Genomic DNA, 11,951 nt, shown 5'->3' with positions numbered 1-11,951 from the left:
CGGTGAAAGCAGAGGAAGTCGGCCATGGCAACGGCGCCCAGCGTCTCCTACTCGAACACGGTCCGGTTGGAGGTGCCGGCGAGCGGCACCGCGGTCTCCCAGATCACCACGGCCGTCGAGTCCCACGGAGGCTCGGTGACCGGCCTCGACGTCACGGCGTCCGGCCATGAGGCACTGAGGATCGACGTCACGATCGCGGCGACCTCCACGACGCACGGCGACGAGATCGTCGCGCAGCTGCGCACCATCGAGGGCGTCACGGTCGGCAAGGTCTCCGACCGTACGTTCCTGATGCACCTCGGCGGCAAGATCGAGATGCAGTCGAAGCACCCCATCCGGAACCGCGACGACCTCTCCATGATCTACACCCCGGGCGTGGCCCGCGTGTGCATGGCGATCGCCGAGAACCCCGAGGACGCGCGCCGCCTCACCATCAAGCGCAACTCCGTTGCGGTCGTAACGGACGGTTCGGCCGTCCTCGGCCTCGGCAACATCGGCCCGAAGGCCGCGCTGCCCGTCATGGAGGGCAAGGCGGCCCTCTTCAAGCGCTTCGCCGGGATCGACGCCTGGCCGCTGTGCCTGGACACCCAGGACACGGACGCGATCGTCGAGATCGTGAAGGCGATCGCCCCCGGCTTCGCGGGCATCAACCTCGAGGACATCTCGGCGCCGCGCTGCTTCGAGATCGAGGCACGCCTCCGCGAGGCCCTCGACATCCCCGTCTTCCACGACGACCAGCACGGCACCGCGATCGTCGTGCTCGCCGCGCTGACCAACGCACTTCGCGTGGTGGGCAAGGGAGTCGGCGACGTACGCGTCGTCATGTCCGGCGCGGGCGCGGCCGGTACGGCCATCCTCAAGCTGCTCATCGCCGCGGGCGTCAAGCACGCCGTCGTGGCCGACATCCACGGTGTCGTGCACGCGGACCGCGAGGACCTCGTGGACGCCGCGCCGGACTCGCCGCTGCGCTGGATCGCCGACAACACCAATCCCGAGGGCGCCCGCGGCACCCTCAAGGAAGCGGTCGTCGGCGCCGACGTCTTCATCGGCGTCTCGGCCCCGAACGTCCTGAACGGCGACGACGTCGCGGCCATGGCCGACGACGCCATCGTGTTCGCGCTCGCGAACCCCGACCCCGAGGTCGAGCCCACGATCGCCCGCCAGACGGCGGCCGTCGTGGCCACGGGCCGCTCGGACTTCCCGAACCAGATCAACAACGTCCTGGTCTTCCCCGGCGTCTTCCGCGGTCTGCTCGACGCCCAGTCGCGCACCGTCAACACGGAGATGATGCTGGCGGCGGCGGGCGCCCTCGCGGACGTCGTCGCCGAGGACGAGCTCAACCCGAACTACATCATCCCCAGCGTCTTCAACGACAAGGTCGCGGGCGCGGTCGCCGATGCGGTGCGCAGCGCGGCGAAGGCCGCTGGGGTGACGGCCGGGGTGGCTGTGACAGGCGCCACGGCCCAGTAGTACGGCGCGTCGCGGAACGCAGGGCCCTCAAAGGCCCTCTAGGGTGGCGTGGAAGCGCGCCCCCGACTGCCACCTTCCCAGGGGCGGTGAAGCTTTTCGTGTGACCCCAAGGGGCCCGGATTGGCTTTCCCGCCGCAGGTGGGGGCAGGATGCCTTTCTGGGCGCGAGGGTCCGGACGACGGACCCGGGTCCGGGGCCTGACCGAGGACCCTGGCAGCATCGGCTTCGCTGTGCCCATCATGCGGCCCCGCCGCGTGGCACGCCTCAACGGCAAGAAGAACACGGGAGTACAAACATGAACCGCAGTGAGCTGGTGGCCGCGCTGGCCGACCGCGCCGAGGTGACCCGCAAGGACGCCGACGCCGTGCTGGCGGCGTTCGCCGAGACCGTCGGCGAGATCGTTGCCAAGGGCGACGAGAAGGTCACCATCCCCGGCTTCCTGACCTTCGAGCGCACCCACCGTGCCGCTCGCACCGCCCGGAACCCGCAGACCGGCGAGCCGATCAACATCCCGGCCGGCTACAGCGTCAAGGTTTCGGCGGGCTCCAAGCTCAAGGAAGCGGCTAAGGGCAAGTAGCCTGAAGCAGTGAAAGGGGCGGCCACCCGGTTTGGGTGGCCGCCCCTTTCGCGTGCCGTCTAAAAGATGGCCTCAAACGCCGGCCGGGCTGAATTACAGCGTCGCCCGCCCGGGCAGCTCCACCTTCGCGCCGAGCTCCACGAGCTTGTCCATGAAGTTCTCGTAGCCGCGGTTGATCAGGTCGATGCCGTGGACGCGGGACGTCCCCTGGGCCGCCAGAGCGGCGATCAGGTACGAGAAGCCGCCGCGCAGGTCGGGAATGACCAGATCGGCGCCCTGGAGCTTCGTGGGGCCGCTGACGACCGCCGAGTGGAGGAAGTTCCGCTGCCCGAAGCGGCAGTCGGAGCCGCCGAGGCACTCGCGGTAGAGCTGGATGTGTGCGCCCATCTGGTTGAGCGCGGAGGTGAAGCCGAGGCGCGACTCGTAGACCGTCTCGTGCACGATCGACAGGCCCGCGGCCTGCGTCAGGGCGACGACCAGGGGCTGCTGCCAGTCCGTCTGGAAGCCGGGGTGCACGTCCGTCTCCAGGGCGATGGCGTTCAGCGAGCCGCCCGGGTGCCAGAAGCGGATGCCCTCGTCGTCGATCTCGAAGGCACCGCCCACCTTCCGGTAGGTGTTCAGGAACGTCATCATCGACCGCTGCTGGGCGCCGCGGACGTAGATGTCGCCTTCGGTCGCCAGGGCCGCGGAAGCCCACGAGGCGGCCTCCAGGCGGTCCGAGAGGGCGTGGTGGTTGTAGCCGCCCAGGCTGTCGACACCGGTGACCCTTATGGTCCGGTCGGTGTCCATCGCGATGATCGCGCCCATCTTCTGCAGCACGCAGATGAGGTCTTCGATCTCGGGCTCGACGGCGGCGTTCGAGAGCTCCGTGACGCCTTCCGCGAGGACGGCGGTCAGCAGGACCTGCTCGGTGGCGCCCACGGACGGGTACGGCAGCTGGATCTTCGTGCCGCGCAGGCGCTGCGGTGCCTCCAGGTACTGGCCGCCCTCGCGCTTCTCGATGGTCGCGCCGAACTGGCGGAGCACCTCGAAGTGGAAGTCGATCGGCCGGCCGCCGATGTCGCAGCCGCCGAGGCCGGGGATGAAGGCGTGCCCGAGGCGGTGCAGGAGCGGCCCGCAGAAGAGAATCGGGATACGCGACGACCCGGCGTGGGCGTCGATGTCCGCGACGTTGGCGCTCTCCACGTGCGAGGGGTCCATGACCAGCTCGCCCGGCTCCTCACCGGGGCGTACCGTCACGCCATGCAGCTGCAGGAGTCCGCGTACGACGCGCACGTCGCGGATGTCTGGGACATTGCGCAGCCTGCTCGGAGCGCTGCCGAGCAGCGCGGCGACCATGGCCTTGGGCACGAGGTTCTTCGCGCCGCGGACACGGATCTCGCCCTCCAGCGGGGTTCCGCCGTGGACAAGCAGTACATCGTCGGTGACGGTCATGAATCTCGCGTTCCGATTGGATGGACGGGTGGACCAAAGGGCAAGCGTAATGGGCGCGTACCCCCCTTCCGTAAGGCTGAGGACGCGTAAACCGTGTCAGGAGCCCGTGACAACACGAACCGTTCGGAACCGGACACTCCGGGTCACCGCCCAAAGTGTGCGCTCCAGCCGCCCCAGTGCGCCCTGAGCTGCGTTCACTCCGGTAAGGCCATTGCCTCCCCTCGCGGGGCAAAGATGCGGGATCATGTCGTTCATGACCGAGGTGTCCTCGCTCACAGGGCGGCTGCTCGTGGCCACGCCTGCCCTGGCGGACCCGAACTTCGACCGTGCGGTGGTGCTGCTCCTCGACCACGACGAGGAGGGCTCGCTCGGCGTGGTCCTCAACCGGCCCACGCCGGTGGACGTCGCGGACATCCTCGAGGGCTGGGGCGAACTGGCCGGCGCGCCGGGCGTCGTCTTCCAGGGCGGCCCCGTCTCGCTCGACTCGGCGCTCGGCGTGGCGGTCATCCCCGGCGAGGAGGGCGAGGCTTCCACCGCCCGCCCACGCCCCGGCCGAGGCGAACCGATCGGCTGGCGCCGCGTGCACGGCGCGATCGGCCTGGTCGACCTGGACACACCCCCCGAACTCCTGGCCCCCGCGCTCGGCTCACTGCGCATCTTCGCCGGGTACGCGGGCTGGGGCCCGGGCCAACTGGAGGACGAACTCGTCGAGGGCGCCTGGTACGTGGTCGAGTCCGAGCCCGGCGACGTCTCGTCCCCGGACCCGGAGCGGCTGTGGCGAGCGGTGCTTCGGCGCCAGCGGAGCGAGCTGGCGATGGTGGCTACTTATCCGGACGACCCTTCGCTGAACTGAGATCTCGGAAGTAGCGCTCCGCCAGTGGGTGTGTGTCGTGGGTCGGGACGGCCAGGTGTACCGGCACCTGGGGTGCGTTCTTCAGGCGTACGTAGCGCAGGTTGGGGTGGCTGTGTCTGCGGGCCACCGGTTCCGGGGCCACGCCCACGCCGTGGCCGGCCGCCACCGCCTCCAGCCATGCGTCGAAGTTGTCGTCGGTGCAGGCGAGTTCGGTCTGCGCGTCCCGCGGCCACAGGGCGGGGTGCCCACCGGGCGGACAACTGCGTTGGGATCGCCCGCGTGGGCCATGAGCGCCAGATGGCTCGGTCGGCAAGTGGTCTGTTCTGCCCTCTCACCCTCCCACCGGGTGCCCGCCCCGGCACGGACGCTGCCCGGACGCCGTGGGCGTAGGTACCCTTGGATGCCATGAGCACTCTTGAGCCCGAGCCCGAGCGCGGGGCAGGTACGGGGACCCTCGTTGAGCCGACGCCGCAGGTGTCGAGCGGTGACGGTGACCACGAGCGCTTCGCGCACTATGTCCAGAAGGACAAGATCATGGCCAGCGCGCTCGACGGTACGCCCGTCGTCGCGCTCTGCGGCAAGGTGTGGGTGCCGGGTCGCGACCCGAAGAAGTACCCCGTCTGCCCCATGTGCAAGGAGATCTACGAGTCCATGAGCGCCGGTGGCGACAAGGACAAGGGCGGCAAGGACGGCAAGGGCGGCGGCAAGAAGTAGCCCCCGGGCGCGGTTCCAGGACCCTCCTCGCGAAAGGGCGTTGCGTGTACCGCAACGCCCCTTTTGCGTCGTGCAATCGCGTGGCAGATTCGCCGCATGACCTTTGAGCAACTCATTCCGGCGCCCGCACGCGCCGAGGGACCGCATTCCGAAGGCTTCATCCTCGACTCCTCCACCGCGCTCCGGGCAGGACCCGGCACCGAGTCCACCGAGCGCTGGCTGCGTGCCACGCTCGGTGGGGCGCTGGGGGTGCCGCTCGCCCCCGGTGACGGCAGCGGTGTCTCGCTGGGCATCGACGACTCCCTCGCCCCCGAGGCGTACCGGCTCACGGCGGGGGAGGCGGGCGTCGAGATCCACGGCGGCGCAGCTCCCGGCGTCTTCTGGGGGGCGCAGACGCTGCGGCAGCTCATCGGGCCCGAGGCCTTCCGGCGCGCACCGCTGCGGGCCGCGGGGCGGTATCCCGTCCCGGGGTGTCTGATCGAGGACAGCCCCCGCTTCGGCTGGCGCGGCATGATGCTCGACGTGGCCCGGCACTTCATGCCCAAGGACGGCGTCCTGCGGTATCTCGATCTGCTCGCCGCCCACAAGCTGAACGTCTTCCACTTCCACCTCACCGACGACCAGGGCTGGCGCATCGAGATCAAGCGCTACCCCAAGCTGACGGAGGCCGGTTCGTGGCGGCCGCGCTCGAAATGGGGCCACCGCGCGTCCGAGTTGTGGAACGACACCCCGCACGGAGGCTTCTACACGCAGGACGACATCCGCGAGATCGTCGCCTACGCCCATGAGCGGCACATCGCCGTCGTACCGGAGATCGACATCCCCGGGCACTCGCAGGCCGCCATCCACGCCTACCCGGAGCTCGGCAACACCGACGTCGTCGACACCGGGTCACTCGGCGTCTGGGACACCTGGGGCGTCAACCCGAACGTCCTCGCCCCGACCGAGAACACCCTTCGCTTCTACGAGGGTGTGTTCGAGGAGGTGCTCGACCTCTTCCCCTCCACCTTCATCCACGTCGGGGGAGATGAATGCCCCAAGGACCAGTGGAAGGCGTCGCCCACCGCGCAGGCCCGCATCAAGGAGCTCGGTGTCGGCGACGAGAACGGGCTGCAGAGCTGGTTCATCCGGCACTTCGACACCTGGCTGACCGAGCGCGGACGCCGCCTCATCGGCTGGGACGAGATCCTGGAGGGCGGCCTCGCGGACGGCGCCACCGTGTCCTCCTGGCGCGGGTACGGCGGCGGGATCGCGGCGGCCAAGGCCGGTCACGACGTCGTCATGTGTCCCGAGCAGCAGGTGTACTTGGACCACCGGCAGGACGGCGGCCCCGACGAGCCCGCGCCCATCGGCTTCGTCCGCACCCTGGAGGACGTCTACCGCTTCGAGCCGCTGCCGCCCCAGCTCACCGCCGACGAGGCCCGCCACGTCCTCGGCACCCAGGCCAACGTCTGGACCGAGGTGATGGAGTACCACGCACGCGTGGATTACCAGGTGTTCCCCCGCCTCGCCGCGTTCGCCGAGGTCGCCTGGAGCACGCTCCCGCCGTCCGCCGAGCGTGACTTCGCCGACTTCGAGCGGCGAATGACCCCGCACTACGCGCGACTTGACGCACTCGGCGTCGACTACCGCCCGCCCGGCGGCCCGTTGCCGTGGCAGAAGCGCCCGGGGGTGCTCGGACGCCCGATCGACGGGGCGCCCCCGAACGTGTGAGGCGCACCCCATAGTCCGCGTGTCGGGCCGCCCGCGCTGAGAGCGTGGGCGGCCTGACCAAAGCCGTACAAGGGTCACCGAAGAGTGGCAATTCCCGCTGACCGGCGAGGGCGTGTGAAAACGGCACATCCCCCAGGTCTACGGACGAATGGCTCCTAGCGGACCCCCGCGCCGGGGGCCGGGGAAGATGTGCCAGAGTTGCCACGTCCGGGCTGTGAGCACGTACCGTACGGCGGAACAGGCGTAACGGTGGACACGGTGAGAAAGCCGCCGGGCATCGGGAAGGGGCAGCCGGTTTTGAGCACGCACGCACCGCAGGCGGCGCACACAGCGCAGACGGCGAAGCTGCCTGCGACGTTGGACGAGGCCGTGGAGGCACTCGCCGCGATGCCCGCCGCCGTGCCCGTGGCCGGCGGCACCGACCTCATGGCCTCCGTCAACGCGGGCCTCCTGCGCCCCGCCGCGCTCGTCGGCCTCGGCCGCATCAGCGAGATCCGCGGCTGGCAGTACCAGGACGGTCACGCGCTGCTCGGCGCCGGTCTCACCCACGCACGCGTCGGGCGGCCCGACTTCGCCGCCCTGATCCCCGCGCTCGCCGCCGCCGCACGCGCCGCCGGACCCCCGCAGATCCGCAACGCGGGCACCCTCGGCGGCAACATCGCCACCGCGGGGCCGACCGGCGACACCCTCCCCGTCCTGGCCGCCCTGGAAGCCGTCCTCATCATCGCGGGACCCGGCGGCGCGCGCCGCGAGGTCCCCGTCTCGCACCTGCTCGCGGGGATGGACATGCTCCGCCCCGGCGAACTCATCGGCTTCGTACGGCTGCCGCTCCTGCACGCCCCGCAGGTCTTCCTGAAGGCCACCGGACGCACCGGCCCCGGCCGCGCCATCGCCTCCGTCGCGCTCGTCCTGGACCCCGCGCGCCGCGGTGTGCGCTGCGCGGTCGGCGCCGTCGCGCCGATGCCGCTGCGGCCCCTGGAGGCCGAGCAGTGGGTCGCCTCGCTGATCGACTGGGACGGCGAGCGCACGATCGTGCCGGAGGCGCTCACCGCCTTCGGTGAGTACGTCGCCGCCGCGTGCATCCCCGACCAGCCTCCGGCGGACGACGGCTCACCGCAGCCGCTGCCGCCCGCCGTACTGCACCTGCGGCGCACGGTCGCCGCGCTGGCCCGACGAGCACTGGGGAGGGCGCTGTCGTGAGGGACGACCAGACCGACGGGAACGCCGCGAACGCCGCGGGCGGCGGCTGGCAGCCGCATCCGCAGGGCGAGTACGACTCGGACGCCACGGCCTTCGTGCAGCTGCCGGAGGGCGCCCTCGACGCCTTCGACCACTCGCCGCTCGCCGCGCCCGGCCACGGTTACGTGCCGCCGCAGATAACGGTCACCCCCACGAGCGCCGACGCGACGGACCCGTCCGCCACCGGCGTCTGGGTCATGCCGCCCGAGGTGACGGGCGTGGGCACCGGCGTCGGTGGCGCGGGCGTGCAGAACGTGCGGTGGCCGGACGCGGGCGGTGTCCCCGAGCCCGAACCGCCGGTCCACGAGCAGGAGCACGGGTACGACCCCCGGGCCACCGGGCAGTGGAGCTTCCACGAGGCGGAGGGGCACGCGCCCGCCGCCCCTGCCCCGGCGGATGTCACCGGGCAGTGGTCGATCCCCGTAGCCAATGGTGATCTTCCGGATGAATCGGGCGAGTTCACCGCGTCCTCGCTCGCGGCGCAGTGGGGCGGTACGCCGCCCGCGACGCTGCCCGGTGGCGCGGCGGCTCCGTGGGCCACCGGTGGCGCGGGTGCGGGTTCGCCGTGGTCGGAGCAGCCGGTGCAGGAGTCGGTGCAGGAGTCGGTGCAGCAGCCGCACGTCGAGCTGTATCCGCATGCCGAGCACGTCGAGCAGGCAGAGCACGTGGAGCCTGCCGAGTACGTCGACCACACCGGGCCGTACCCGTATCCGCAGCCGCGCGTCCAGCCGCAGCCCCACGAGCCGGTCGTGCCCCCGGAGGCGTTCGTCCCCGAGCCGCCGGTCGCTCCCGAGATGCATGTGGTGCCCGAGGAGCCCCTGACACCCGAGGTGGCCGCGGAGCCGGAGCCGGAGCCCGAAGCCGAGCCCGCAGCGGACACCGAGCCCGAAGCCGAGCCCGACGCCGAAGCGGACGTCGAAGCCGAAGCCGAAGACGGGGTCGATGCCGAGGCCGAGGCCGAGGAAGACGACTCCGAAGAGGCCGTCACCGCCACCGCCCTCGCCGACGAACACCCCCTCTGCTCCTACGTCCTGCGCGTCAACGGCGCCGACCGCCCCGTCACCGGCGCCTGGATCGGCGAGTCCCTCCTCTACGTGCTGCGTGAGCGCCTCGGCCTCGCGGGCGCCAAGGACGGCTGCTCGCAGGGCGAGTGCGGTGCCTGCAACGTCCAGGTGGACGGCCGTCTCGTCGCTTCCTGCCTGGTGCCCGCGGCCACGGCCGCCGGGAGCGAGGTGCGCACCGTCGAGGGTCTCGCCGTCGACGGCAGGCCCTCCGACGTACAGCGGGCGCTCGGGGCCTGTGGCGCCGTCCAGTGCGGCTTCTGCGTACCGGGCATGGCGATGACCGTGCACGATCTCCTCGAGGGCAACCCCGCCCCGTCCGACCTGGAGGCCCGCCGCGCCCTGTGCGGCAACCTGTGCCGCTGCTCCGGCTACCGCGGCGTGCTCGACGCCGTGCAGGAGGTCGTCGCCGAACGTCAGGCGTCCGCCGCCGCCGCGGAGCCGTCGGCGCACGACGACCACGCGGGCGAGGCACGCATTCCGCACCAGGCGGGACCGGGCGCCGGAGGGGTCAACCCGACGGCGCACGGCGGATCGTACGAAGGACCTTACGGACAGGACGGAGGCCAGGCGTGAGCAACGAAGCCGCGGGCACGGCGAACACCGCGACCGCAGTGGACACGCAGCCCGGTCCCGAGCCGCTGCCGCACGGCATCGGTGCGTCGCTGCCGTCCGCGGAATCCCGCGCCAAGACCGAGGGCACCTTCCCCTACGCGTCCGACCTGTGGGCGGAGGGGCTGCTGTGGGCGGCCGTCCTGCGCTCACCGCACGCGCACGCGCGCATCGTCTCCATCGACACATCCCAGGCGCGCGAGATGCCGGGCGTGCGGTCCGTCGTCACGCACGAGGACGTGCCCGGCGACGCGCTGCACGGCCGCAAGACCCCGGACCGGCCGGTCTTCGCCTCCGAGGTCGTACGCCACCACGGCGAGCCCATCGCCGCCGTGGCCGCCGACCACCCCGACACGGCACGGATGGCCGCCGCCGCGATCTTCGTCGAGTACGAGGTCCTCGAGCCGGTCACCGACCCGGAGAAGGCCTTCGCGGCCGAACCCCTGCACCCCGACGGCAACTTGATCCGGCACATCCCGCTGCGGCACGGCGACCCGGAGGCGGCGGGCGAGCTCGTCGTCGAGGGTCTGTACCGCATCGGCCGCCAGGACCCGGCGCCGATCGGCGCCGAGGCGGGGCTCGCAGTGCCGCGTCCCGACGGGGGTGTGGAGCTGTACATCGCCTCCACCGATCCGCACACCGACCGCGACATGGCCGCGTCCTGCTACGGCATCGACCCGGACATCGTGAAGGTCGTCGTGACCGGCGTCCCGGGGGCCACTGCCGACCGCGAGGACGCCAGCTTCCACCTGCCGCTCGGTCTGCTCGCCCTGACGACGGGCTGCCCGGTGAAGCTCACCGCGACCCGCGAGGAGTCCTTCCTCGGCCACGCCCACCGCCACCCGACGCTGCTTCGCTACCGCCATCACGCGGACGCCGAGGGCAAGTTGGTGAAGGTGGAGGCGCAGGTCCTGCTCGACGCGGGCGCGTACGCGGACACATCGTCCGAAGCGCTCGCCGCCGCCGTCTCCTTCGCCTGCGGTCCCTACGTCGTCCCGAACGCCTTCATCGAGGGCTGGGCGGTCCGCACGAACAACCCGCCGTCCGGGCATGTCCGGGGCGAGGGCGCCATGCAGGTCTGCGCGGCGTACGAAGCCCAAATGGACAAGATTGCAAAGAAGTTGGGCATCGACCCGGCCGAGGTGCGGCTGCGCAACGCGATGGCGACGGGAGACATCCTCCCCACCGGCCAGACGGTCACCTGCCCCGCCCCCGTCGCCGAACTCCTGGCTGCCGTACGGGACTTCCCGCTCCCCGAGTTGCCCAAGGACACCCCCGAGGACGAGTGGCTGCTGCCCGGGGGCCCCGAGGGCGCCGGTGAGCCGGCCGCGGTGCGCCGGGGTGTGGGCTACGGCCTCGGGATGGTTCAACTCCTGGGCGCCGAGGGCACGGACGAGGTCTCCACGGCCACGGTGAAGGTCCACGACGGGGTCGCGACGGTCATCTGTGCTGCGGTCGAGACGGGCCAGGGCTTCACCACGCTCGCCCGCCAGATCGTCCAGGAGACGCTCGGCATCGACGACGTCCGCGTGGCTCCGGTCGACACCGACCAGCCGCCCGCCGGGCCCAGCTGTCACGGCCGCCATACGTGGGTGTCGGGCGGCGCGGTGGAGCGCGCGGCGAAGATGGTCCGCACGCAGCTTCTCCAGCCGCTGGCCCACAAGTTCGGTATGTCGACCGAGCTGCTCCAGATCACGGACGGCAAGATCACCTCGTACGACGGGGTGTTGAGCACGACGGTGACGGAGGCGATGGACGGCAAGGAACTGTGGGCCACGGCCCAGTGCCGCCCTCACCCCACCGAGCCCCTCGACGAGGCGGGTCAGGGCGACGCGTTCGTAGGGATGGCCTTCTGCGCGATCCGCGCGGTCGTCGACGTCGACATCGAGATCGGTTCCGTACGGGTCGTGGAGCTCGCGGTCGCCCAGGACGTGGGCCGCATCCTCAACCCGTCCCAGCTGAAGGTGCGTATCGAGGCGGGCGTCACGCAGGGAGTCGGCGCCGCGCTCACGGAGAACCTCCGCACGCCGCGCGGCCTGGTCCGCCACCCGGACCTGACGGGCTACGCGCTGCCCACCGCCCTGGACGCCCCCGACATCCGCATCGTGAAGCTGGTGGAGGAGCGGGACGTGGTGGCACCCTTCGGCGCGAAGGCCGCGAGCGCGGTGCCGGTGGTGACGACTCCGGCGGCGGTGGCCTCAGCGGTGCGGGCAGCCACCGGCCGCCCGGTGAACCGCCTCCCGATCCGCCCCCAGGCGGCAGTGGCGACGTGACGGCG

At 71.6% G+C, this 11,951-nt stretch carries 10 protein-coding genes; 8 read left to right on the top strand and 2 right to left on the bottom strand.

The genetic code is table 11. The features are described from left to right. The first annotated feature begins 24 nt into the window (after nucleotides 1–24). Both ACIBCK_RS05940 and ACIBCK_RS05935 read left to right on the top strand, forming a co-directional pair. Nucleotides 25–1,470 (top strand): NAD-dependent malic enzyme, encoded by a 1,446-nt coding sequence (locus ACIBCK_RS05940; protein ID WP_399387032.1) that lies wholly within the window; start codon nucleotides 25–27, stop codon nucleotides 1,468–1,470. 295 nt (nucleotides 1,471–1,765) lie between these two features. Further along, nucleotides 1,766–2,047 (top strand): HU family DNA-binding protein, encoded by a 282-nt coding sequence (locus ACIBCK_RS05935; protein WP_016645140.1) that lies wholly within the window; start codon nucleotides 1,766–1,768, stop codon nucleotides 2,045–2,047. A gap of 93 nt (nucleotides 2,048–2,140) precedes the next feature. On the opposite strand, the gene murA is transcribed toward ACIBCK_RS05935, so the two are convergent. Further along, a complete protein-coding gene (gene murA, locus ACIBCK_RS05930) occupies nucleotides 2,141–3,481 on the bottom strand; it encodes a UDP-N-acetylglucosamine 1-carboxyvinyltransferase (RefSeq protein WP_399387030.1) in 1,341 nt (446 codons plus the stop codon). Between the two features lie 244 nt (nucleotides 3,482–3,725). Between murA and ACIBCK_RS05925 the strand changes: the two genes are divergently transcribed. Next, nucleotides 3,726–4,334: a YqgE/AlgH family protein gene (locus tag ACIBCK_RS05925; RefSeq protein WP_399387028.1), complete on the top strand. Its 609-nt coding sequence runs from the start codon at nucleotides 3,726–3,728 to the stop codon at nucleotides 4,332–4,334. Here ACIBCK_RS05925 and ACIBCK_RS05920 read toward each other — a convergent pair. Further along, complete coding sequence (locus ACIBCK_RS05920) at nucleotides 4,303–4,647, bottom strand: LysR family transcriptional regulator substrate-binding protein (protein WP_399387026.1); 345 nt, start codon at nucleotides 4,645–4,647, stop codon at nucleotides 4,303–4,305. The genes ACIBCK_RS05925 and ACIBCK_RS05920 overlap by 32 nt on opposite strands. A gap of 92 nt (nucleotides 4,648–4,739) precedes the next feature. On the opposite strand from ACIBCK_RS05920, the gene ACIBCK_RS05915 reads away from it, so the two are divergent. The 5 genes from ACIBCK_RS05915 (at nucleotide 4,740) to ACIBCK_RS05895 (ending at nucleotide 11,946) form a co-directional block, all read left to right on the top strand. Continuing rightward, entirely contained in the window at nucleotides 4,740–5,048 is a 309-nt protein-coding gene (locus tag ACIBCK_RS05915) for a DUF3039 domain-containing protein (RefSeq protein WP_160505308.1), read from the top strand. 96 nt (nucleotides 5,049–5,144) lie between these two features. Then, nucleotides 5,145–6,761 carry a beta-N-acetylhexosaminidase gene (locus tag ACIBCK_RS05910; RefSeq protein WP_399387025.1) on the top strand — a complete coding sequence of 539 codons (1,617 nt, stop codon included), beginning with the start codon at nucleotides 5,145–5,147 and terminating at the stop codon, nucleotides 6,759–6,761. A gap of 297 nt (nucleotides 6,762–7,058) precedes the next feature. Continuing rightward, nucleotides 7,059–7,961, top strand: coding sequence for an FAD binding domain-containing protein (locus tag ACIBCK_RS05905; RefSeq protein WP_399387024.1), 903 nt, complete (start codon nucleotides 7,059–7,061; stop codon nucleotides 7,959–7,961). Further along, nucleotides 7,958–9,637 (top strand): 2Fe-2S iron-sulfur cluster-binding protein, encoded by a 1,680-nt coding sequence (locus tag ACIBCK_RS05900; RefSeq protein ID WP_399387022.1) that lies wholly within the window; start codon nucleotides 7,958–7,960, stop codon nucleotides 9,635–9,637. The genes ACIBCK_RS05905 and ACIBCK_RS05900 overlap by 4 nt, the downstream gene beginning before the upstream one ends. Continuing rightward, nucleotides 9,634–11,946, top strand: coding sequence for a xanthine dehydrogenase family protein molybdopterin-binding subunit (locus ACIBCK_RS05895; RefSeq protein WP_399387020.1), 2,313 nt, complete (start codon nucleotides 9,634–9,636; stop codon nucleotides 11,944–11,946). Before ACIBCK_RS05900 ends, ACIBCK_RS05895 begins: the two co-directional genes overlap by 4 nt. Nucleotides 11,947–11,951 lie beyond the last annotated feature (5 nt).

It is taken from the genome of Streptomyces sp. NPDC051218, from assembly GCF_044455475.1.
In the GTDB taxonomy this organism is placed as follows: Bacteria; Actinomycetota; Actinomycetes; order Streptomycetales; family Streptomycetaceae; genus Streptomyces.
Note: the sequence above shows the minus strand (reverse complement) of the source record. Positions and strands in the feature narration are given on the sequence as shown.

Coding starts and splice junctions, on each gene's coding strand:
- ACIBCK_RS05940 (WP_399387032.1), top strand. CDS start 25: ATGGCAACGGCGCCCAGCGTCTCCTACTCGAACACGGTCCGGTTGGAG.
- ACIBCK_RS05935 (WP_016645140.1), top strand. CDS start 1,766: ATGAACCGCAGTGAGCTGGTGGCCGCGCTGGCCGACCGCGCCGAGGTG.
- murA (WP_399387030.1), bottom strand. CDS start 3,481: ATGACCGTCACCGACGATGTACTGCTTGTCCACGGCGGAACCCCGCTG.
- ACIBCK_RS05925 (WP_399387028.1), top strand. CDS start 3,726: ATGTCGTTCATGACCGAGGTGTCCTCGCTCACAGGGCGGCTGCTCGTG.
- ACIBCK_RS05915 (WP_160505308.1), top strand. CDS start 4,740: ATGAGCACTCTTGAGCCCGAGCCCGAGCGCGGGGCAGGTACGGGGACC.
- ACIBCK_RS05910 (WP_399387025.1), top strand. CDS start 5,145: ATGACCTTTGAGCAACTCATTCCGGCGCCCGCACGCGCCGAGGGACCG.